Here is a 22,392-nt window from a genome sequence, read left to right as displayed (position 1 = left end):
TTAAGTAGCACCATAGTGATTTTATCGAAGTTATTGAGGGATGGTGGGGCGATCGCTATCTCCTCTGTGGCAATTTAATTCCTCTTTAGAGAGGGCAAAAACAGGATGTGATGCTCAAAATAAATATTGTGTATACATTGCCCACTAAGAATAACTACGCTGAAGGCGGAAATTAACTATGTTGAAAGAATCTAAAAGTTTAGTGCTATGCGATCGTGATAGAGATTTGTTTATGTCAGTCATGCAAAATCCGCCAGAACTGAAAGGAAAACTCAAATCTGCTATTCACAAATATAGACAGAAGTATGACAAGGGATTGAAGGCTGATAAAACCTAGACATGTAAGTTAGGCGATCGCTTTTTATATAGAAGGAATGATACACCAAGAATATTCCGGGGAATACTGAGATTAAGTCTATTTTGACAACAACTATGGTTAATCCTTTTACTCAGCGACCAGAACCACATTTGTTTAAGGGAGGAGATGCCTCAGATTACGAGGTATTTACAGGTGAAGCAGGTACTTGGTGTACCCGCCATAGTGTGAGTGGAGAGACAATTCAATCCGTTAGACCAGCTATTGATATGTTTAACATTGCTAATCTTGGTGTCAATATTCTTAACCTGGGTGTAGGCATTTACAACTCTGTCCAACTTCAGAAGGTCACAAAGAAATTAGACCGGAATCAAAAGCAGATTCAATCATGTGTTGATAAGTTAGATAGAAATCATGAACAAGTTCAAGTAGTCTCAGATAAATTAGACAGAAATCATGAACAGATCCAGACTTGTTTTAACAGTATTCAAAATGCCCTTACTGTTCAACACCGCACCCTTGAGTTATTAGTTTGTAATCAGTGTAATTTAGCACAGCAAATGAATATTCTCCGTGAGGAGATGCGTACAGATTTTAAAAATGTTGTAGAAGAAGTTAAAGATTTAGAAGCTCGCAGGCGTAGAGAAGAGTTTGAAACTCGAACTTTTAAACTACTCAAAGCCTATGAACGATTTACCTATATATTGCCTGAATTACTAGAAGCAGATCAACTTATTGAAAGAGCCGAGGATTTAGAAGCTTGGCTGCGAACTCAACTTAATCGTATTGACATAGGCAAACCGGAAAGATTACCACTAATGGTAGCTCTTGCCTTTAGTGTCAGAGCAAAAGCTGATGCCTTTGAAGCTAAAGGAGGAGATTACACAAATTTTGCTACTAAAGATATTAGTCTACTAATAAATCAACTGCGTGATGAGGCTCGCGCATTCTGCGAGGGACGGAGTTTATATACTCTTGGAGTAGAAATGCCAGAAATACTCTATCAGTATGCCTTTTTGAATCGAAGTCTTTGCAAAGGGTATGAACTTCAGAAAAAAGTTAAGCAAGTTGATTCGGAATTTAGTTTTTCAGCAGAGGAGTTGAATTGGGATGATGGAATGCAGGAATTAAGAGTATTATTTGAACCTAACATTGAACATACTGAATTTTTGGGTGGAAATCAAGATATTAAGCTAAATACTCTGGCAGACTACGATTGGTACATACGTTTTGCAAATCAAGATAGATTAACTTTCAATGTTCACTCTTGTCCTTCAATAAAACTTTCTAATATTCTATGGAAGATAGGTCATCCAGAACCTAAGACTGGAGGAATTGGAAAAACTACACTTAATACTCTTATGTCTTTTGCTCTACCTGAAAGAGTTAATAAGATTTCACATATTATACAAGCAGAGTTTAAGCTAGAGACTTCCCCTAAACTTCTTGTGGTGTCAAACTGATTTTTAGTCTTAGGGGTAATAAATTTTTTTACCCCAATCCCTCAACATCAGCACTTTCCCCTTCAGACTCAACAGGCTCAAACTTCACTTTGTTGTATAAATCCTGTAGGGAAATCTCAAAGGGTACGGTTACAAGTGCGATCGCTTCATCTTCTTCATCATATTCACGAAGCGTCCATTGCTTTTTCCCAGTTTTGGAAAATTGATCTACATGAATCCGTGTTTGATCAATTAATAGATATTCTTGGAAAGTGGAAATGGTTCGGTAAGCCTGAAATTTATCTTCGCGATCATAGCCTTTGGTCGATTTTGATAAAACCTCAACAATAATCTGGGGCTTCAGAATTATATCCATTCGGTTGTTAAAAAACTCTGGTTCACCCGCCAGAATCATCACATCTGGATAGGTGTAGGTACGTTTTTGGGTTATCCACAGACGAACATCACCCATAAAAACCCGGTAGTTCTGCTTTTTAAAAGCGAAATTTAACTCAGTACTTAAGTTGAGTGCTATTTGATTATGATTTACTGATCCACCCGCCATAGGAATTATTTGTCCGTCAATATATTCACTTTTGTAGTCAGCAGCTTCTTCTAACTCTAAATATTCCTCTGGGGTATAGTATCGCTGTTTTGTTATTTGCATAATTTTATCAGGTAGCAATTTTTAACGATACGGAGCGTCTAGTGACCTATATTTACTGAACAGTTTAACGTGGTTAGATAGAGATGTTATGTACTTTGTAAAAAGTGAGCGTAGGCGCAGCCCGCCGTAGGCATCGCTATCTAAATCCACAAAGTAGCTCACATTCTATTGATAACCGGCTGCTTGTAAGAGAAACAACTTGGCATAACGTCCTCCTACCTCTAACAATTCTTCGTGAGTTCCTTGTTCTATAACTTCCCCGTTTTCTATAACTAGGATTTTGTCAGCCATTCGTACTGTCGAGAAGCGATGGGAAATCAAAAGTACCATCTGATTTTGAGTAATAGCGCGAAAATGATTGAAAATCTCAAACTCAGCTTGGGCATCTATTGCTGATGTTGGTTCATCTAACACCAAGATATCTGCTTGCGATCGCATAAAAGCACGAGAGAGAGCAATTTTCTGCCACTGTCCCCCAGAAAGTTCCTGTCCTCCCTTAAACCAACGACCAAGCTGAGTTTGGAAGCTTTGGGGTAATTGGTCAATAAAAGATTGGGCCATGCCTTTTTCGGCAGCAGTTTGCCAACGGGTTTTATTTTCGAGATGTTCTACATCACCAACGCCAATATTTTCCCCTACAGTGAACTGGTAGCGGACAAAGTTCTGAAAAATCACACCAATGCGACGCCGCAACACATCCACATCCCATTCCTGTAAGTCCAAGCCATCTAAGAAAATTCGCCCAGAGTCAGGGGTGTAGAGTCGGGTAAGTAGTTTAATTAAGGTAGTTTTACCGGAACCGTTTTCACCCACAATTGCCAGTTTCTCTCTGGGTTTCAAGTGCAGCGAAATGTTTCTCAACGCTGGCTTAGAACTTCCTGGATAAGTAAATGATACGTTCTCGAAACGAATACCATCTTGAGGATTTAAACCAATAGTTGCCTTACCCCAAGACTTTGGTACTTCTTCTTCCAGGAAATCGTAGAGATTTGATAAATATAGGTTGTCTTCGTACATTCCTCCAATAGAAGTAAGGGCATTGGAGAAAGTAGACTGTCCTTGGCGAAATACGGTGAGATACATTGTCATATCTCCCAAGGAAATCCTACCTAGCACTGTTTCCAGGACAATCCAAGCATAAGCTAGGTAAAAAGCACCAGTACTGACTAAACTCAGCAGATATCCCCACAGTCCTCGCCGGAGAGTTAAATCACGGTCTTCGCCATAGAGTTGATCAAACAGGCTGCGGTAACGTCCTAGCAGCATTTTTCCCAGCTGATAGAGTTTGACTTCTGTGACAAAATCTTCTCTTGCTATCAGATTTTCTAAGTAGTGCTGTTGGCGGGTTTCTGCTGCACGCCAACTAAACAAGCGAAAGGCTTCTCCAGCAAATTTCGTTTCCGCAATAAATACAGGCATAGCTGCCAAAACCAGTACCACCACCGCCCAAACTGAGAAATTTATCAGCAAAATACCGTAGGTGATTAGGGAAAGGGCATTTTGCACCAACCCAAAGGTGCGGCTTACTAAAGAAAGAGGACGAACTGATGCTTCTCGTCGGGCATTGGTCAATTTGTCATAGAATTCTGAGTCTTCAAACTGCCTAAGATCCAGTGTCAGCGCCTTTTCTAAGATGAGTACATTTACCCGTTGACCCATTAGCGCCCGTAATAACGACTGACAAATGATGATTCCCCGTTGACTGCCTGCTAGTAAAATGACAGCGATCGCTTCTAATCCTACATACAACAGAGAAGGGTAAATATTGACAAAACCATTGCTTTGTGAGTTAGCTTGAGAGGCAAATACCACTGCATCAACAATTAACTTACTGATGTAAGATATCGCCGCCGGTAAAAGACCAGCCACTAAAGTTAAACTAGCCAGAAGAATAGTAAGCGATCGGCTAGTAGTCCATACTAAGCTTACAGCCCGTCCACTGTAACGGAAAACCGTCAGTGATTGGCGTAGGATATTTCTTTTTTTTTAATTTTCATCTTTACTTTCCGCGAGATACCCCAGATTCAGCGGATCTTCCTGACTCTATTTAATCTTTATAAATTTTACATTTTTATCCCCACAATCTCCGACCTACTTTCCCATTTAATTTTTGGTGAGCATCTTCCAATAAAGCTGGAATATCTAACTTTTCGGGACACCGAGGCAAACAGTCACCGCATTCTGTACAGCGATCGCCTTTCATTCCAGGGAACCAGTGACCGGCATTTTCAAACATTCCGTAACGATATTGCCCATAGTCAGTCATATCGTATGCCACTGCGAGATTGCGTAACCGCAATACCTCTGGAATATTGATATTTTCTGGACAGGGCAAACAAGCATAACACTGGCTACACTTATCAGTTTCTAAAGCAACTTTTTGGTGATTTTCTAACCGCTGGAAAGCAGAATTTTCGGCTGCTGTTAACTCTGCATTATGGTCAGCAATTTGCAAAGGTTCCCTTAATTCATCTGGGTTTGCTGGTCCTATACTCAAAGTAGTAATACGGTGATTATTAAGTAAAAATAGATAGTTTATCTCTAAGGGTGAATACGGGGAACACAGGTCTTTTAAGGTTTGGGGTGGCGTGTAGAGGCGTCCTCCCTTATCAGCAGGGGAAATAATGAAAATCCCCATGTCCTTTTCGGCAGCTAGTTGAATCGCTGGTGCGTGTCGTTGAAAAAAATAGTAATAATGCAGATTGACAAATTCAAACAAATCTGTGTTGATTGCAGCCTGGATTACTTCTAATGACCCGTGGCTGGAAAAACCAACGTGTCGCACTCGACCATCAGCAACAGCTTCCTCTACAGCTTGCATACAGCCATTTTTGGCTTGCACCCACTCTAAATGTTGCCAAGTGTTCAAACCATGAACACCTAAGCAATCTAAATAATCTAGCTGTAATCGTTCTAGGGATTCGTCGATGCACCGACGCATGGTGTCAGCATCTGCTGTGGCTGAGATTTTGGTAGTGACGTGAAGCTTCGTCCGGGGTACTGACAACCCAGCTTTTAGCGCCCTACCAAGATACTCCTCACTTTTGCCGTAACCTCTGGCAGTTTCTAGATGATTAATTCCTAGCGCTAAGGCTTGTTCAATGGTCTGGTGAGCATTCTCAAAAGAAGCCAAGTAGCGCATTGTTCCCAGAGAAAAAACCGAGAGGCGTAGATTCGTTTTCCCAAAGCGTCGGTATTGCATCTTTAAAAAGAGTTAGGAGTTAAAAGTTAACAGTTAGGAGTTGAAGCAAGTAACTCCTAACTCCTACCTCCTAACTCATAACTTTTTTAGCTGTCGCCATTACCAAAGCGTTTAATCAAATCTTCAGGACGGAGATTGGAAATAAATTCACGGAAGGCTTGCTGTTCTGCTTCATCTGCATCGCGATCAACAGGGATAGAAGCATCGGCAATGACTTCTTCCATTACCCAAATAGGGGTATTTGTACGGAGGGCAATGGCGATCGCATCGCTAGGACGCGCGTCAATTTCTTTTTTGACCTCGCCTTGCTGGACAATTAAAGCCGCATAAAATGTATCCTTTTGCAGGGAATGAATGATCACCTTTTCTAGAGTCATATTCCAAGTCTCTAGAAGATTCACAATCAGGTCGTGGGTTAAGGGTCTGGGAGGCTTCTGATTCTCCAGTGCGCCCATAATTGCCCTAGCCTGTTCCTGACCAATGTAAATTGGCAAAGCCCGCCGATCTGAAGAATCTTTCAAAAGGACGATCGGGCTGCGGGTTATGGCATCTAATGCTATGCCAGCGACTTTCATTTCAATCATTGGCTAGGCCTCTACAATCCTTTGAGAACCTTGGATGCTGTGTAACAAATAGTACCCCTTTTTGGGCGGTTTGGCGACAGTAATAAACATAAGCATTCGTTCTCTATAATTGCTTCTATTAAACTCCGAACTTGTGGTGAAAACCAGAGTAAGTCAAATTGGTCTTCTTAGACAATAACCTTCTTACCCAAGTATGCCTTGTGAAGGATGCTAATGTGTTAATATCCCTATAAGAAAAAAAGTCAGAAAATATACTTGGATGTTCAAGATTTCTGTGACAATTACCAATTGATTTCAGCCAAATTTAGGCAATAAATAGAGTTAGTTTGACAAAAAAGCCGTGTTTACAGGATTAATCCAGGCATTAGGAAAGATGGAACCCTTAGGGGGCGATTCTTGGCAAATTACTTGTGTAAGCCAGTCGGGTGAAGTAATTATGCAAGATTTGGCTTATGGTGACAGTGTTGCTGTAGATGGTGTTTGCCTGACAGTGGAAAAAGTTTTAAAAGATGGATTTATCGCCACTGCTTCACCGGAAACTCTACGCCGCACGACTCTGGGAGGCGAGCAAACGCAACAGAGATATGTCAATTTAGAAGCATCGCTAAGGGTGGGCAGCAAAGTCGGCGGTCATTTTGTGATGGGTCATGTAGACGGCATCGGTCGATTGCTAGTGGCAGAACAAACAGCTAGCTCTTGGGAAATGACCTTTATTGCATCCGAGGCGATCGCACGGTATATTGTCCCCAAAGGTAGCATTGCCGTTAATGGCATCAGCCTCACAGTAGCGGCTTATGAGCCAGAACTCTCTCAATTCAAGGTGGCGGTAATTCCCCTCACATACACCGAGACAAATCTTCGCTATTTGGTTTCTGGCAGCTTGGTGAATTTAGAAGGGGATATTCTCGGCAAATACGTGGAAAAATTCCTTTATTCTGGCAACCCACACACCACAACCCCTGATGACACTAGTATAGATGGCATTACACCCGCATTCTTAGCAGAACACGGGTATTTGTAATTTGGGAATGGGGAGTAGAGAGTGGTGAGTAGGGTATTAAGAATGGGGTATGGAGCATTACTTATTCTTCCCCTGCTCCCCCTGCTCCCCCTGCTCCCCCTGCTCCCCCTGCCCCTCAGCTTCTTCTAGCTACCTGGTTCCTGGCTTACCTGGGCGGTTTGTAAGCCTCGCACTAACTGGCTGAGGGCGCTTTGTAATTGCACGCCTGGGTCAGTAGCAACCCACCCGTTCGGTGTCAGATGGCGGACTTCAAAGTGCAGGTGAGGGCCTGTGGAGTTGCCGGTGCTGCCAACCCGCCCGATGACAGTTCCAGGTTGTACCCACTGACCAGGTTGAACAAAGATTTCTGACATGTGACCGTAGAGAGTTTGTTCAGCAGATTTGTGATTCAGGATAACGGCTAAACCATAACCACCCAACCAGTTAGCAGTTTCCACTTGACCAGCAGCTGCTGCCAAAACTGGCGTTCCCGTAGGCGCACCTAAGTCTGTACCAGCATGGAAGCGTTGATTACCTGTGATTGGATGAACTCGCCAACCAAATACAGAAGTGATGGAAGCGGGAATAGACAGTGGATACATCATCCCCGTACCACTATAGGCGACTCTCCCCGTGTAGGGGATTTGCGGCAATACTGATGCTAGTGAGAAGTCATAAGCTACGTTGCTGGGGCGGGGTGCAATGTTGCCATCTGCCATTGGTGGAGGTAAAGTCCCGCCACTCGGTGCGATGGGAGTTGCACTCACTTTTGTGGGGCTGAACTCGCCGGGACTCGGAATAAACCGATTAGCGCGAAATCCGCTCTTGGTTACAGCATTAGAACCACTTTGAGCAGCACGCCATCTGCTAGTGTTGCCAGTAGTTGCAACCTGCCGCACGGGTGGAACTACTGGTAATTGTGCATTTTGACTTCTTCTGAGCCAATTAGGTGCTGCTTTACCATTAGAATCAGCTACACTCCTTTGGGGTGCTTTGGCGCAAACGCCTCCTAATACGCTTTGCCCTGACGGCAAAATGGCTCGACAACCACTGGAGCGTTCTGTGAGAATTACGGAATTTGGTGCTTGATAAGTACCTGTAGCACCACTGTCATAACTATTAGGATCAATATAGGCGTTATTATAATCCTTGGTTTTCCCCGCCGTTGCACTGACAGGGCTGTTGGAGTTATTTGATGGTTGAGAAATTTCTGGGAGTTTTCCAGGTAAAGAGCGGGTAGGGGTATTGGGTTTTTCCAGTCTCACACGTGCAGGAGTAACCTGGGAGGCTTCTACCTTGGGTTTTGACTGTCTGATAATCACAACAGGTTCAGCAGCTTCGATTTTTGGTGTAGACTGCCTAACTGGCTCTTTTGATTGAGCAACTTCTGGCTTGGCTAATCTCTTTCTGAGTCTGGCTCGCCGTTGAGAAAATTCCGGTTGCGCTGGCGCTGCTTCCGGCACAACAGCCTGTCTTTTAACTGGATTTGTAACTGCTGTTGGCTGGGAACTTTCAATAGTGGGAACGATGTTGTCTATTTGTGTTTCCGTTTGGGCAAACACAAAGCCGCCGCTAAGGAGGCTGACGCTACTTAGCCAACAGAGGGTCTGAGCTGGTAGCGTTGAGGCAAAACGTTTTTTTGTTAGACCTTGCTGCCATAAGTAATGCAAACGATGATGGGCAGAATTATTGCGCTGCGTCATTTGTTCTCTCAGTTGTGTGTAATTAGCCTAAAGAGATGATGCTAGTGGTTTGTCTTGCCCAAAGAGCGAAATTTTGAACAAACCTCAAATTTAAACGGAAGATTTATGGTACCCCAAACTGATTGTACCGGGTTCAATATAAATTTCCGGTGTAATTAGTTCCTTTGTATCATGTGTTTCTAAATCAACTCGTAAATTTCCTTGAGGAGTCACCCCAACTACAGTACCTGAAAGATTATTGACATACACCCGATTGCCCATGTTTGTAAGCAAATCTAGATAGCGAGACAAGAGTATGCTTACTCCTTCTTGGCAAAGACACTCCATACCGGATTCTATTCCCAGCAAGACTTTAGAGGTGAGCATTTCCAGACAAGAAATTGGTCTGAAATCTTGGGACACTTGCCACGATTCCAGATTGATTCCAGTTTCTGGTACTGGGTTTGTCCAGTTAATCCCAACACCAATTACTGCTTGGGTAATTTGTCCTTTGTTTACTTTGGTTTCTGTCAAAATGCCGCCTAGTTTGCGACCATTTAAAACTAAATCATTGGGCCATTTTATCCCAACATCTACGCCGCGTTGACGCAATTGAGACGCAATTCCCCAAGCAGTAGCAAAAGTTAGCTGGTAGCTATCAGTAGCCTCTATTTTGTGGTCGAAAGAAATCGCCACGGAAACATATAATCCGCCAGCAGGAGAAATCCACTGGCGTCCCCATTGTCCCCGCCCAGCAGATTGCTCAGTTGCGATTACTACTGTTCCTGAAATAGCCCCTTGGTTGAGTAAGTTCCAAAGGGTTTGGTTGGTTGAGGAGACACTTTCAAAAAAGTGGAGGGAAAATGGTAAATATGTATACTTACGCCCTGCTTTCAAGGCTGCTTCCAAATTTTGCAGATTAAATCCCACAGCAGTTAACCCAAATTCCGTTGTTCAAGTTAGCATTGATTGGCTGATGAGTGATTTCTGTTTAGGTTTGGTTGAAGATGCACACTTGGCACTGGCGCAATTGGGAAGGACTCCCCTATCTAACTTGTAGTATTCTGGAACGTTGGCATCACGGTTTCTTTACCCAGCAGTTTTGGCCGCGATCGCCACAAGTTATTACAGAAGTATTGCAACCAGAGGCATCAGTCTATCGCTTAAAGCAGGTTCATGGCAATACTGTTCTCACCCCCCAAGAAGTTGAAAGCTTCTTAAGCACTGTTGGGGAGGATTTAGCATCGGCAGATGGTTTAGTTAGCGAACAGCCTCTACAAGCAGTTTGGGTAGCTAGTGCAGATTGTACACCCGTGCTGATTGGGGATGTGGAAACTGGACGGGTGGCAGCACTACACGCAGGCTGGCGGGGGACTGCCAAGAAGATTGTCCCCTTAGCGATCGCTCGATTACAATCTCAAGGCAGCAAACTTGATGATTTACGCATTGCGATGGGCCCAGCGATCGCTGGTGAGGTTTACCAAGTCTCTATCGAAGTGGCTGCCGAAATCGGGGCTAGCATTATACCAGATGATGACGAACAAAAAATTGTCCAAGCATTGCATGAATTACCCAATTCACCTTTGCTGCAAGATCCTAATCCAGGAAAAGTAAGGTTGGATGTCCGGCGAGTGAATACCTTACAACTGGAAAACATGGGGATTAGTGCAGAACAAATTGCGATCGCACCTTATTGTACTTTCCAAACTCCAGAGCATTTCTTTTCTTACCGCCGAGAGAAAGAGAAAAAAGTTCAATGGTCGGGTATTGTTAGCGGTAAGTTGACACCCGATTCAAGGATTCAAATTTCAGAACCTGTTTTTGATGCAGGGAACTAATTGCTAAGACTAAAATACTTACGGTGATTCCTAAAATGGCATAACTTGGTAGGGCAAAGATAGTTACTTTCATAATGTATGGCAATTCCCCTGCTTTCACATTCCAGCGGTTTGCGAGAGAACCGATAAGCCAGCCATGAATTACCCCTGTTTGCACTGCTAGGCAGCAAACTCCTGCTAACCAAATAGACATTCTTGTTCTAGAAAATTTACAATGCCTAATCTGATACAGCAAATCATTTAGCAAAAAAACAACAGCAGGTATCAACATCACAGAACTAGTTTGCTGTGAATAGTTGATCGCAATACTTAAGCAAGAAACTAGTACTATTTCTGCTAGGTATATTTTTTTTGACCAGCCTGTGAGAGATTGTTGCAAATACCAATACCAACCCACCAAACCAACAAGTATCAGAACAATTAAGTCTGAAAATAGCTTGGCAAAGAATGGATTATTGGGAAATAATCTTGGGCCCACAACCATCAAATCGAGGCGACTAATCGAAAGATAGGGACTATTCGATGGATCGTTTAGCCAGAGTGAAAATCCACGAGCTGCATCTGGTAGAAATTGTGTCAAAGAAGTGCCTGTCAAGGCTAGACCTAAAAATACTAGAGAAGTTCCTGCGATCGCAGATACAAAAACTAAAGAAAACCGTCTTTTAAGTAGAAAATACAGAATGAATAATGCAGCTAATGTTGGTTTACAAACAGCAAGTCCCAAGCAAATTCCTGCTGGAATATCCTGATGTTTTTTAGCCAAGATAAACATCCATAAGATCAGAACTGCAACGAAAATGGCAATATTACCAACTTGAAGATCGCGAACTAAACCATAAATTAAGGCAACCGAGATTGTGCAAATAGTTCTTAGAGCTAGTGACTTCGACTCCAGCAGGATATTCGCTCCCCATAAGGCCAAACCGATTGCTAATATATGCATTCCAATCCAGATTGTAAATGCAGTATTGCTCGAAAAATAACCGAGAAACCAGATGAGAGGAATGATATTAGGTGGATAGACAAATGGTGGAATAAATCCACACACCTTAGTTAGGGTACAGAAACTTTGGTTAAAAGTTTCGACATTAAAGGGACTCAAATGCTGATGAGCCAATTTACTCGCCACATAAAACCACTTAAAATCCCATAAGGGTGGATCTGGTTGATTTAGTAAATAAACTAGCCAACCTGTATAACAAAGAAATCTTGTAACGACTAATACAACACCTACTTGGACGAGAAAGTTAACAATTGGTTGACGAAAAAATTGTATCAACCGTTGGATTACAAAAGATTTTAAGAATAAAGAATTTTTCCAGACTGTCTTTTCATTATCTAATCGCCAATTATTTTTTAGAACTAAAGCAACAACAATTACTATCAGTACGTTCCAAAAGCCAAAGCTTATCATCAGCAAAAATTATTTCTGTATATGCTAAATAATATCGCTGAAGTCATTCGTAAGAAAGGATACTTAAGTATTTTCACGATCAATTTACAAAATTTTGACAATTACTCCCTTCTAACCATAAGAGAATAGACTGTAGCTTCTTTTAGGAGAGGTAGGGAAGACTCGACCGGGATCTTAGGTTTATGAGGTTTTGGTGTTAGCAATAATACTCAATCTCTAAGATTACTTGTAGCGGTTCTTGGTTGCGTGTAATACGTCCGTTTATTGGGGTTAATTATTAAAAGCTTGGCTCAATAACTCGCGGTGTATTAATGCCCTATCTACTAAAAATTTTATTTGCTCTGGTGATAGCGGATCGCCGTTAGCATAGTGCTCCATCCAAGTCAGACTAATTAAATTCGGGTCATCTGGTAAACTCGCCAAATCCCACCCAGGCATTTCCAAATCTTCCATGAGGCGATTTACCTTAGGATCATAACTAAGAGCAAAGCAGCGACAACCTTCAGCAGCAGCCATAATTAAGCTGTGCAGGCGCATCCCAATTGCCATTTCAACGCCGCGAAACACACCTTTTAAAAGTTGCGGATCTTCCAGACATAAAATCTTGCTGACATCTTTAAGTTGGGGTTGAATGGCTTCGACAATACTTAAATCTTCACTTTTTTGAAATGGCAATAATAAAATAAAAGCCTGCGTAGCTTTTTGAAAGTCAACCAAAGCACGAGTTAAGTTTGCTAGACGTGTTTCTGTAAGTTGGGGATGCGATCGCAACGTTACCGCAACTCTCGGCGCAGGTAAATCCCAAAGTCCCGGTACTGGTTTCGATTCCAACGCCCAAACCGGGTCAGGAGCTATAATACAAGGAATTTGCCAATCAGATAATAAAGCCGCACTGGCGCGATCGCGGACACTGATTTTGGTACAATTACCAAAAGTTTGCCGTGCCAACCAACGAGTTTGCGGACGCACTAACGGGCCAATACCCTGCGCCCAAGCAACAGTTTTCAAACCCATTTTCTGTGCCAACGCCATCAGTCCCCCATAATAAAATGGGCTGATGGTACTAGTAACATCCTGAATGAGACTCCCGCCGCCCCAAATCAAGGCATCACAAGAGCGTAAAGCTTGCAGTACAGCTAAAGGAGCCATGCGATCGTAGGTTTCTACATTGTAGCGATCGCGGGTTTCCTCTGGATTACCAGAAAGCACCACAGGCGTTACGTGAGATGGTAACATTTGCAAAAGCGTTGCCAACAAAGCCTCGTCACCACCATTACCTTTACCGTAATACCCAGACAATAACGCCCGCATCTTGACCATTTTGGATTTTAGATTAACAACTTTTTTTATACAGAATATCTGTCGTTGTTACAGATATTAGACTCATTCACAATTTCTATTTTTAAACTTCGCAACAGAGGAAGATAAAAAGGACTCCTAACTCTTGTACAGGCGCAATTAATCGCGTCTCCCCTAACTCTTGTACAGACGCGATTAATCGCGTCTCTCCCAAATCCTAACTTTCTTATGCACAGCCTATCGATTCCCACCTGGATTATTCATATTTCTAGCGTTATTGAGTGGATTGTCGCCATTTGGTTAATCTGGACTTACGGCGAACTGACTAATAACCGCAATTGGTGGGGATTATCCCTTGCCATGTTACCAGCTTTAGTCAGCGCTATGTGTGCCTGCACCTGGCATTATTTCGACAACGCCGAATCTCTGGAATGGCTGGTAACGCTTCAAGCTACCATGACCTTAGTTGGTAATTTTACGCTTTGGGCAGCGGCGTATTTGATTTGGCGTTCTACCAAATCTGCTAACACTGTTGAACCAAAACCTATCAAATCAGAGCAATGATTTCTAAAGAAACCCTGTTTGCACTTTCACTGTTTCCCTATTTGGGTTTCTTGTGGTTTATCAGCCGTAGTCCGCAAATGCCGCGTTTAGCGCTGTATGGATTTTACGGCACTCTCGTCTTTGTTGCCATCACCATCCCAGCAGGAATTTACGCCCAATTGCATTATGGCGAGTCTTTGGCCAATATAGATTGGTTGCACGGTGGTGCAGAAGTATTTTTGACGCTTTCAAATATTTTACTTGTGCTGGGTTTTGGACAAGCTGTAAGGCAATTACAAATGAAAAATGAAAAATAGTCAATTCAGCTATAGCTAGCGTTTTGATTGCATTGAGTTATGAGGAAGAGTTAAATGGACGTAATTCCAGCGATTGATTTACTAGATGGTCACTGCGTGCGACTGTATCAGGGAGACTACGATCGCTCACAAGTTTTTAGCGAAAATCCTGCTGATGTTGCCAAACAGTGGGTAGATGAAGGTGCTACTAGATTGCATATAGTTGATTTAGACGGTGCCAAAGCAGGTAAAGTAGTAAACCTGGGGGCAATTGAAGCGATCGCACATGCGGTGTCAGTGCCCATTGAAATTGGTGGAGGATTGCGCGATCGCACCAGCGTGCAACAAGTATTCAATCTGGGTATACAGTGGGCAATTCTCGGCACCATCGCCGTAGAACAACCCCAGCTAGTGCAAGAACTGTGTGAAGAATTTCCCGAACAGATTATCATTGGGATTGATGCCCGTAACGGCCGAGTAGCAACTCGCGGTTGGTTAGAAACCTCAGAAGTTTTAGCAACCCAACTGGCTGTACAAATGCAAGAATTGGGCGCAGCCGCCATAATTTATACAGATATCCACCGTGACGGTACACTCACAGGCCCGAATTTAGAAGCTTTGCGAGAACTTGCGGCGGCAATTTCCATCCCGATAATTGCCTCTGGTGGGGTAAGTTCTGTTACCGATTTGTTGAGTTTATTAGCGTTAGAACCTCAAGGCGTGACTGGTGTGATTGTCGGACGTGCCTTGTATACTGGGGATATTTTACTCAAAGAAGCATTACGAGCGATCGGGCCTGGACGTATTCAGGATATTCCACCGAATCTAGGTTTTTCTACCTTTGCTTGACATTTTCTGTCATTACCAATAACTTTTAAATCTTCCACTTCGTTGTCATCCCGCCTCGGAATTAATTCCGAGGCTAGGGCGTATTTTTAAACTCTTCATATCCTAAAAAAGAATGCGAACAGTGGGAGAGGTTAAAAGCTTTACTACACCACAAAAACTACGAATAGGCAAGCCTTTAGGATGACCACCGCCCGATTTTTAATGGCATCCTTTGAATACTGAGAACCGAAGTACCGTAGTGAGATATGCCGGAACATTATGGAAAGTGGGAAAGCATAGCAATAAGGTTTTACTGATGGCAAAAAGCCAGAATCTGGAAGCAAATCCATGAAAAATCAAACAACCTCTCCTTGGACTTTCATCCCCACTTTATATTTTGCCTCCGGCATCCCTTACGTCATCATCAACACAGTTTCCGTAATCTTTTACAAAAAACTGGGAATAGATAATACGCAAATTGCCTTGTGGACAAGTTTTCTCTATCTACCTTGGGTCATCAAAATGTTTTGGGGCCCAATTGTCGATATTTACTCTACCAAACGTAAATGGATACTTTATACCCAATTTGCTATGTTTGGTTGTTTAGGTTTAATAGCCTTCTCCTTACAACTGCCAAATTTCTTTTTCATCTCCCTCGCAACATTAACAATAGGAGCATTTATTTCTGCAACTTATGACATCGCCACAGATGGCTTCTATCTGCTGGCTTTATCTCCAGAACAACAAGCCTTTTTTGTCGGCATTCGCTCACTGTTTTATAGAATGGCTGTCATTTTTGGCTCTGGAATATTAGTAGTTTTAGCAGGTCAGCTTGAAGTATCTCTCAACAACATTCCTTTAAGTTGGACTATAGCTATTGGCTTCTCAACTTTAATTTTAGCAATCCTGTTTATTTTCCATCGCCTAATTTTACCCTTACCTGAATCAGATAACCGCCGACAAATCCAAACTAGAGAAAAGATACCTTTTTGGTCAATTATTAGTTCATATTTTGCTCAGGATAAAATTATAAATATTTTAGCATTTATCTTGCTCTACAGGCTTGGTGAAGCAATGCTTGTCAAGATAGCCTCTTTATTTTTATTAGACAAACCAGAAGTAGGGGGCTTAGGGCTATCAACATCAGATGTCGGATTAGTATATGGAACATTTGGGGTGATTTCCCTGATTTGTGGAGGGATATTAGGAGGCTTGCTAATTTCCAAATATGGATTAAAAAAGTGTCTGTTTCCTATGGCTTTAGCTTTGAATTTACCTGATATATTTTATGTGTATATGGCTTACAGTAAACCTTTACTAACATTAGTGTATCCTTTGGTTTCCTTAGAGCAATTTGGGTATGGTTTTGGATTTACCGCTTTTAGTGTTTATTTAATGTATATTTGCCAAGGCGAATATAAAACTTCTCATTTTGCTATCTCCACTGGCATTATGGCTTTAGGAATGATGTTACCCGGATTAGTTAGCGGTTATCTGCAAAAATCACTTGGCTATCCATTATTTTTTGTCTTGGTTTGTTTGCTGACTATTCCTGGGATGATTGCTCTCTTTTATATACCTTTAAAAGAAGAACCGAAGCATCAGAATAATTAAGATTATTACAGTTCATGAGTTATGTTTTGGGAATAGATGGCGGCGGTAGCAAGACTGTTTGTGTCTTGATGGATGATTTGCGTCAAGTGCTAGGTCGTGGTGAAGCAGGCCCATCTAACTATCAGAGTATAGGTATTGAAGGCACTCTACAATCTATTCAATCTGCAATTCACAATGCAGTTGAGGCAACAATAAATACAAATACTGTGAATATTGACGCGATATGCCTGGGTTTAGCAGGTGTAGGTCGTCCAACAGATAATGAAGTAGTAAAAACTTTAATACAAGAGTTGCAAAATAACAAATCTCTGCCTATTACTTGGGCATTACAGCCAACGAATATTGTAATTTGTAACGATGCTTTAATTGCTTTAGTTGGTGGAATTGGTCAGCCTGTAGGAATTGTGGTTGCAGCAGGTACTGGTTCGATAGTTTTCGGGCGAAATAATCAGGGAGATACTAAGCGAGTCGGCGGCTGGGGGTATATTTTAGGAGATGAAGGTAGCGCTTATAAAATTGCGATCGCAGGCATGAACGCAGCATTAAAATCTTATGATGGACGGGAAATATCAACGAGTTTGATAGAGGGTTTCAAACAGCATCTTGATTTGGAAAGTATAGAAGATTTAATAGAAGTAGTATATCGCCGAGAATGGGGAGTTAAACAGATAGCAGCTTTAGCACCAGTTGTAGATATTGCAGCAGCGTCAGGTGATATAGTAGCGAATATCATAATTGATGATGCTGTAAAAGAGTTAGTAAATGCTACATCTACAGTAATTGATGCAATTTTTAGTGCTGACTCAGTTTTGGAAGTAGTCACAACAGGAAGTGTCTGGCGGGGTAGATGCAAGATCCATGAAAGATTTGCAGCGTCTCTTGTTAAGAAGTTTCCTAATGTAAAGGTGATATTTCCGAAGTATGAACCTGCTTATGGTGCTGGGTTACTAGCATTGCAGACAACTCAAAATTGACGCGAAGAAAGCAATAATATAAGTTTTTACTCTGCAAATATGCGCCCCAAAAAAGTTACTATTTCAGACCAAGCTGCGGTGCTAGCACTAGAATCATAACGATAACCGTCGTCGCGCATGAAGGTATGTTCTGCTTCATAGAAGAAAACTTGGTGAGGTATGTTAGCATTTTCAATTGTTTTTATTATGGTTTGGCGATCGCTCTCTGGTATATGAGGGTCAAGAGTACCGAACACCATTAGCATCTCGCCTTGGATTTCACTTACCCGCTGGATTGTATCGGCTATCTCTTTACCCAGCTTACCACTGGGAATCCCAGTAGGGTAACAGCAGACACAAGCCCGAATTTCGCTTTGAAATGCTGCGCGAAAAGCTAAATGTCCACCAATACAAAAGCCTAGAGTGCCTATTTTATTTGGAGAAACCGCACTCTCTGTTTTCAGAAATTCAATCACAGCAAGGCAATCGGCATCATAATCAGCTACGGATGTTCGACGAGCATCGTCATTACCCCGCATCCGTCCCAGATCGTCTGGCTCAATTACTAAACCAACTGGCTCTATTCGGTGAAAAATTTCTGGCGCTGCTACTACATAGCCGTATCCTGCTAAGTAGTTAGCTAAACGAATCATTGCATCACCTAACTGATAAATATCACTGTAGAAGACAATACCAGGGTATTTTCCTGCTGCTTTGGGAGCTGCAACATAAACACGCATTAAGCTGCCATCTACTCTTAACTCAACATTGCGCTTAGTGATTTGCACTTTTTTATCTCCGTGTTACGCTTGCTGTCATTAGAGCAGCCTACTGCCGTAAGGCATTCATCCGCATCTACAAAATACCCAAAGTTTTTCTAGCATCCGGATATCCTTAATCCAGAATTTGGCGTTCTTCTGCGATCGCCTTAATACACCCGATACCCTAAGCTGGTTAGAACTCACACCAATTAGTAAAGGGGATAGATGACATTCGCTTGTGGCGAAGCACCCATCCCCGAATAGCTGCCCAGATGATCAACCTGGAATCCTATAGTCCGGTATCTAATCATCCCAGTATCGGCCGAGATATGCCGATTGTCACTGGGATACATACGGATTTAAAAGATATCTGCGAAAATCGGGTGAGGATTGGGTTACGCCTACGCAAATAGCAAAAAGAAAATTCACTTTTATACCGAAACAATTTATCTACGTTGATTCACAGGATAAGTCATTTGTACAGTGCGTAATTCCTAGAATTTTTGAACACTTTCCTATTACACAACCCTCGCCATGTCCTTTTTTAACCCCTCGCATCGCCAACAGCGCCGTCCCGTAAGCAGCTTCTGTATACACTGACGCTACTACAGGAACCTGCAAATGACGCGCCCTAATTGCAGTCCAAGTATCGTTCGCCGCACCGCCGCCAGCAGTATAAACACGACTCACCTTGTCTGCGCCCATTTTTTGTAATAATTCATACCCTCGCGCTTCTATACGGGCAATGCTTTCTAATAACCCATGCAGAAGTTCCACTGGACGATCTGGGCGTGGTTCCAAACGTGGAGGTAAATTGGGATCGTTAATCGGAAAGCGATCGCCTGCCTTCAACAGCGGATAATAATCTAACTCGCTAGCTTTTGATGCATCAATCTCACGGCTAAGGCTTTCTAACTCAGCGTTTGTGAAAAATTGCTTAAGTACCGCACCCCCAGTATTAGAAGCACCACCAGTCAGCCACAAATTACCCAGGCGATGGCTATAAATTCCGTATCGCGCATCTTCTACACGGGTACGACTTAACAACTTTAGTACCAATGTTGAACCAAGGGAAGTCACGGCTTCACCAGGCAATTTTGCACCACTGGCCAGAAAAGCGGCAATACTATCAGTTGTACCAGCACATACCAAACAATCACTGCGTAAACCGAACTTATCCGCAATTTCAGGGCGTAATTGGGTAATCGGAGTCCCAGGAGGTAAAACTTTCGGTAGCTGAATCGGTATTTGCAGCAATTCTTGCCATTCTGGGTATTTCAACTCTTCCACGTCATAACCCAGCTTTAAAGCATTATGGTAATCGCTAATACCTAAATACCCATGTAGGAGAAACGCCAGCCAATCTGCTTGATGCAGGAAATATCTCGCTTCACTAAAAGAGGGTAATTGCCTCATCCACAAAAGTTTGGCAAGACTGGAGGTGGCACTCAATACGGTATGATTTGGGGGTGCTATACTCCTCAAATGCTCTAGCACCAATGATCCCCGCGCATCGTTGTACAACAGTGGTGCATCTATTGGATTGCCAGCGGCATCGACCAGCAAGACGGTGGAAGAAGTACCATTAATTGCGATCGCTTTAATTTCTCGCCGCAATTGGTCAGGTATTTGTTCCACCAGCATAAACAAAGCATTCTGCCAAAAACTAGGCGTAACAGCGGCTGCTGAGTCCTGGAAGGGATATCGCACCTCAGCCTGGATAGAAGAAGCTTCCTCGTCAATCACCACACCGCGTGCGCCAGAGGTGCCGAAGTCGATACCCAAATACAAATTCATATTTTTATAAATTTTTCTAACGGAGAATAACTAACGAGTACTGACTAATAACTGCTTTTGTTGCATCTTGTAACAAGATATTCCACAATTTTGGCAAAACAAGGAAAAGTAGTAAACGAACTGTTCAAAATCTATTCAGGTTAGGAGGTTTTCAGCCATGCCTATCTTAGATACTCTGTACATCGCTCAGATATCTTCCATCTCAGATACTCAAGTCTACATCGCTCTAGTTGTGGCGTTGATCCCAGGAGTTCTAGCTTGGCGATTAGCCACAGAACTTTACAAATAACGCTACGATGTGACACAGTTAAAAAGCTAATAATCCTGGCAGTACGGGGTGCAATTTCTACACCTTGTGGCTTTATGCCATAAGTAGCTAGAAACCTTGCACTTACGTAAGCCAGGTTATTTTTTAACTGGTGCAACACTTGTAGCTATTTCAAAAAAATGAAGTAATATGACAGCTAAATCAAGCAGTAATTAGCGCCAGAGCGCTTTTACAGTGCTTCCCTTCACTAAGCGAGGTTATCTTTTAGCATCATGAACGCGATTCAACCCTCCAGACCACCGTCACAACCTATACAAAAACGCCGGGTCATTCCTCGACCAAAGCGGTATCTTCGTCAACGTTCTTACCAAGTGATGGCACTGGAAAGCACAGCCAAGATAGCGGTTAATCTTGTCATTACAGCCGTAGCAGCATCTGCCTTAGCACAACTTTTGCCTTATCACTGGTCACAGCAAGGAAAATTGCGAGAAATTAGTACTGAAGTCAAGCAGATGGAAGGACACGTCAATGGTTTACAGGCGGAATTTAGCCGTAACTTTGATCCGCAACAAGCTAAAAGTATCAGACAACAACAAGGATACCGATTTGATCCCAGTCAGCGTCGGGTGGTGTTGATGAATCCAGATCGCCGAGAAGATGAACAAACAGACTCATTACCCTAAGACAAATAGCGAATTTAGGATTATTTAGGCTTCTTGTGATTCAGGCTACGTATAAACCGGGTGTTAATTTATATTATTGCTAATAAATAATGGTTAATAGCTAATTTTTGAATAGCTATGTAGTTATCATCTATTAGTCATTAGCGATACAGCGTCACTAAACTCTAATTCAAAATTTAATCAATTATTTTGAATTTTGAATCCCCCAGAAGAACTAATCTACCAACTAGGACGCTGATTCATATAGCAGCTCGTTTAGCCAATTTTCGAGTTGTAAACGCAAACGACAACCAGTAATATCTTTACTGTTGCCGAGAGAAGGCAGTTGAGTGAGGGCGCGACGATAATCAGCGATCGCACAATTCCAGTCGCCCCAAAGATGGTAAGTCCTGCCGCGTTCAGCCCAGATATGACCTTCTAGTTGACCGAAAAGCAGTGCTACCTCAAAATTCTCAATTGCCTCCTCATATTGCCCCAAGTCACGCCAGGTAATGCCTCGGTTAATCCACGCCCGGACATGGCGAGGATTCAAATTAATCGCTTGATCGTAGTCGGCAAGTGCTACTGCTAATTCTCCACAAGCCGCGTAGTAATTTGCCCGATTATTATAAGCACTAGCCAAATAGGGATTATGTTTGAGGGCGGTATTATAGTCGTAAAGCGCTTTTTGCCTTTCACCACTTTGGAAATAAATCAGTCCTCGGTTGTTGTAATCAACGGCATTGTGGGGATGGCGGGAAATTAGTTTGCTTAAAGTTGCGATCGCCTCAGTATAATCTCCTTGTTGAGCAGATTTCAAAGCACAAGAGCGTAAATAGCTATCCCCTAAAGTAGATTCGCTCGTGTCATTTGTCCTCTGTTTTGGTAATTTATTTGTACTATTTAAGACATAATATTGGTTATTTTGCTGGTCACCGTCAGCTAAAAATGAGTAAATATTCATCTTTCCCTGCCTGAAATCCCTGCTTTGTGAAAACAAATTCTAGTTTTTTCCTACGGGTGGTTTTACCACTACGTCTATTTTTAAAGTATTCAGGGCTACTTAGAAGCTATCTCAAGAGAGAAATTAATCTAGTCGCACAAGAAGAATCTATGCCCTAAATCAACAATTAATCCTCAAACCTAATCATGAATACTCCATCCCGAAGGCGAATTCCAGAAATAGCAGATGTTAATCTCAAAGACTAGTCAAGTAGTGAGAGCTA

General features: G+C 42.4%; 23 protein-coding genes. 12 read left to right on the top strand and 11 right to left on the bottom strand.

The genetic code is table 11. The features are described from left to right. Positions 1 to 178 precede the first annotated feature (178 nt). Both RM347_RS18110 and RM347_RS18105 read left to right on the top strand, forming a co-directional pair. Positions 179 to 337 carry a hypothetical protein gene (locus RM347_RS18110; RefSeq protein WP_322720586.1) on the top strand — a complete coding sequence of 53 codons (159 nt, stop codon included), beginning with the start codon at positions 179 to 181 and terminating at the stop codon, positions 335 to 337. 95 nt (positions 338 to 432) lie between these two features. Next, positions 433 to 1,779, top strand: coding sequence for a hypothetical protein (locus RM347_RS18105; RefSeq protein WP_322720587.1), 1,347 nt, complete (start codon positions 433 to 435; stop codon positions 1,777 to 1,779). 28 nt (positions 1,780 to 1,807) lie between these two features. Here RM347_RS18105 and RM347_RS18100 read toward each other — a convergent pair whose 3' ends face one another. From RM347_RS18100 to RM347_RS18085, 4 genes are all read right to left on the bottom strand, one after another. Further along, positions 1,808 to 2,425, bottom strand: coding sequence for a Uma2 family endonuclease (locus tag RM347_RS18100; protein ID WP_322720588.1), 618 nt, complete (start codon positions 2,423 to 2,425; stop codon positions 1,808 to 1,810). A gap of 165 nt (positions 2,426 to 2,590) precedes the next feature. After that, positions 2,591 to 4,399, bottom strand: coding sequence for an ABC transporter ATP-binding protein (locus RM347_RS18095; protein ID WP_322720662.1), 1,809 nt, complete (start codon positions 4,397 to 4,399; stop codon positions 2,591 to 2,593). A gap of 97 nt (positions 4,400 to 4,496) precedes the next feature. Beyond that, on the bottom strand, positions 4,497 to 5,627 hold the full coding sequence (locus RM347_RS18090) for an aldo/keto reductase (RefSeq protein WP_322720589.1): 1,131 nt from the start codon (positions 5,625 to 5,627) through the stop codon (positions 4,497 to 4,499). Positions 5,628 to 5,713: 86 nt separating this feature from the next. Continuing rightward, positions 5,714 to 6,211: a bifunctional nuclease family protein gene (locus tag RM347_RS18085; RefSeq protein WP_012406891.1), complete on the bottom strand. Its 498-nt coding sequence runs from the start codon at positions 6,209 to 6,211 to the stop codon at positions 5,714 to 5,716. A 340-nt stretch (positions 6,212 to 6,551) separates the two neighbouring features. On the opposite strand from RM347_RS18085, the gene RM347_RS18080 reads away from it, so the two are divergent. Further along, positions 6,552 to 7,232: a riboflavin synthase gene (locus RM347_RS18080; protein WP_322720590.1), complete on the top strand. Its 681-nt coding sequence runs from the start codon at positions 6,552 to 6,554 to the stop codon at positions 7,230 to 7,232. 125 nt (positions 7,233 to 7,357) lie between these two features. Here the strand turns inward: RM347_RS18080 and RM347_RS18075 are convergent, their stop codons facing one another. Further along, positions 7,358 to 8,914 carry a M23 family metallopeptidase gene (locus RM347_RS18075; RefSeq protein WP_322720591.1) on the bottom strand — a complete coding sequence of 519 codons (1,557 nt, stop codon included), beginning with the start codon at positions 8,912 to 8,914 and terminating at the stop codon, positions 7,358 to 7,360. 90 nt (positions 8,915 to 9,004) lie between these two features. Beyond that, positions 9,005 to 9,823 carry a biotin--[acetyl-CoA-carboxylase] ligase gene (locus RM347_RS18070; RefSeq protein ID WP_322720592.1) on the bottom strand — a complete coding sequence of 273 codons (819 nt, stop codon included), beginning with the start codon at positions 9,821 to 9,823 and terminating at the stop codon, positions 9,005 to 9,007. A gap of 77 nt (positions 9,824 to 9,900) precedes the next feature. Between RM347_RS18070 and pgeF the strand changes: the two genes are divergently transcribed. Beyond that, entirely contained in the window at positions 9,901 to 10,731 is an 831-nt protein-coding gene (gene pgeF / locus RM347_RS18065; RefSeq protein ID WP_322720593.1) for a peptidoglycan editing factor PgeF, read from the top strand. Here the strand turns inward: pgeF and RM347_RS18060 are convergent. Together RM347_RS18060 and csaB are read right to left on the bottom strand one after the other, a co-directional pair. Beyond that, positions 10,664 to 12,145 carry a glycosyltransferase family 87 protein gene (locus RM347_RS18060; protein ID WP_322720594.1) on the bottom strand — a complete coding sequence of 494 codons (1,482 nt, stop codon included), beginning with the start codon at positions 12,143 to 12,145 and terminating at the stop codon, positions 10,664 to 10,666. The two genes, pgeF and RM347_RS18060, sit on opposite strands and share 68 nt — an antisense overlap. Positions 12,146 to 12,415: 270 nt before the next feature. After that, positions 12,416 to 13,456: a polysaccharide pyruvyl transferase CsaB gene (gene csaB / locus RM347_RS18055; RefSeq protein ID WP_322720595.1), complete on the bottom strand. Its 1,041-nt coding sequence runs from the start codon at positions 13,454 to 13,456 to the stop codon at positions 12,416 to 12,418. A 216-nt stretch (positions 13,457 to 13,672) separates the two neighbouring features. On the opposite strand from csaB, the gene RM347_RS18050 reads away from it, so the two are divergent. The 5 genes from RM347_RS18050 to RM347_RS18030 all read left to right on the top strand — a co-directional run bounded on the left by RM347_RS18050 (position 13,673) and on the right by RM347_RS18030 (position 17,699). Continuing rightward, positions 13,673 to 14,008 (top strand): DUF2499 domain-containing protein, encoded by a 336-nt coding sequence (locus RM347_RS18050; protein ID WP_322720596.1) that lies wholly within the window; start codon positions 13,673 to 13,675, stop codon positions 14,006 to 14,008. After that, on the top strand, positions 14,005 to 14,304 hold the full coding sequence (locus RM347_RS18045; RefSeq protein ID WP_322720597.1) for a DUF3593 domain-containing protein: 300 nt from the start codon (positions 14,005 to 14,007) through the stop codon (positions 14,302 to 14,304). The genes RM347_RS18050 and RM347_RS18045 overlap by 4 nt, the downstream gene beginning before the upstream one ends. Before the next feature lie 54 nt (positions 14,305 to 14,358). After that, positions 14,359 to 15,132 carry a 1-(5-phosphoribosyl)-5-[(5-phosphoribosylamino)methylideneamino]imidazole-4-carboxamide isomerase gene (gene hisA / locus RM347_RS18040; protein WP_322720598.1) on the top strand — a complete coding sequence of 258 codons (774 nt, stop codon included), beginning with the start codon at positions 14,359 to 14,361 and terminating at the stop codon, positions 15,130 to 15,132. 327 nt (positions 15,133 to 15,459) lie between these two features. After that, positions 15,460 to 16,725 (top strand): MFS transporter, encoded by a 1,266-nt coding sequence (locus tag RM347_RS18035; RefSeq protein ID WP_322720599.1) that lies wholly within the window; start codon positions 15,460 to 15,462, stop codon positions 16,723 to 16,725. Positions 16,726 to 16,739: 14 nt separating this feature from the next. Further along, positions 16,740 to 17,699, top strand: a complete 960-nt coding sequence (locus RM347_RS18030; protein ID WP_322720600.1) for an N-acetylglucosamine kinase — start codon at positions 16,740 to 16,742, stop codon at positions 17,697 to 17,699. Positions 17,700 to 17,725: 26 nt separating this feature from the next. Here the strand turns inward: RM347_RS18030 and RM347_RS18025 are convergent, their stop codons facing one another. Next, positions 17,726 to 18,466, bottom strand: a complete 741-nt coding sequence (locus RM347_RS18025) for a dienelactone hydrolase family protein (RefSeq protein WP_322720601.1) — start codon at positions 18,464 to 18,466, stop codon at positions 17,726 to 17,728. Between the two features lie 245 nt (positions 18,467 to 18,711). Here RM347_RS18025 and RM347_RS18020 point away from each other — a divergent pair, with 245 nt between their 5' ends. Next, complete coding sequence (locus tag RM347_RS18020; RefSeq protein ID WP_428850575.1) at positions 18,712 to 18,852, top strand: hypothetical protein; 141 nt, start codon at positions 18,712 to 18,714, stop codon at positions 18,850 to 18,852. Positions 18,853 to 18,889: 37 nt separating this feature from the next. Here the strand turns inward: RM347_RS18020 and RM347_RS18015 are convergent, their stop codons facing one another. After that, positions 18,890 to 20,236, bottom strand: coding sequence for an FGGY-family carbohydrate kinase (locus RM347_RS18015; RefSeq protein ID WP_322720603.1), 1,347 nt, complete (start codon positions 20,234 to 20,236; stop codon positions 18,890 to 18,892). Between the two features lie 199 nt (positions 20,237 to 20,435). On the opposite strand from RM347_RS18015, the gene psaM reads away from it, so the two are divergent. Both psaM and RM347_RS18005 read left to right on the top strand, forming a co-directional pair. After that, complete coding sequence (gene psaM / locus RM347_RS18010) at positions 20,436 to 20,525, top strand: photosystem I reaction center subunit XII (protein WP_040630342.1); 90 nt, start codon at positions 20,436 to 20,438, stop codon at positions 20,523 to 20,525. Positions 20,526 to 20,776: 251 nt separating this feature from the next. Beyond that, positions 20,777 to 21,187, top strand: coding sequence for a hypothetical protein (locus tag RM347_RS18005; protein WP_322720604.1), 411 nt, complete (start codon positions 20,777 to 20,779; stop codon positions 21,185 to 21,187). 226 nt (positions 21,188 to 21,413) lie between these two features. Here RM347_RS18005 and RM347_RS18000 read toward each other — a convergent pair whose 3' ends face one another. Further along, positions 21,414 to 22,130: a tetratricopeptide repeat protein gene (locus RM347_RS18000; protein WP_322720605.1), complete on the bottom strand. Its 717-nt coding sequence runs from the start codon at positions 22,128 to 22,130 to the stop codon at positions 21,414 to 21,416. Between the last annotated feature and the right edge of the window lie 262 nt (positions 22,131 to 22,392).

It is taken from the genome of Nostoc sp. ChiQUE02, from assembly GCF_034531305.2.
Classification (GTDB): Bacteria; Cyanobacteriota; Cyanobacteriia; order Cyanobacteriales; family Nostocaceae; genus Nostoc.
Note: the sequence above shows the minus strand (reverse complement) of the source record. Positions and strands in the feature narration are given on the sequence as shown.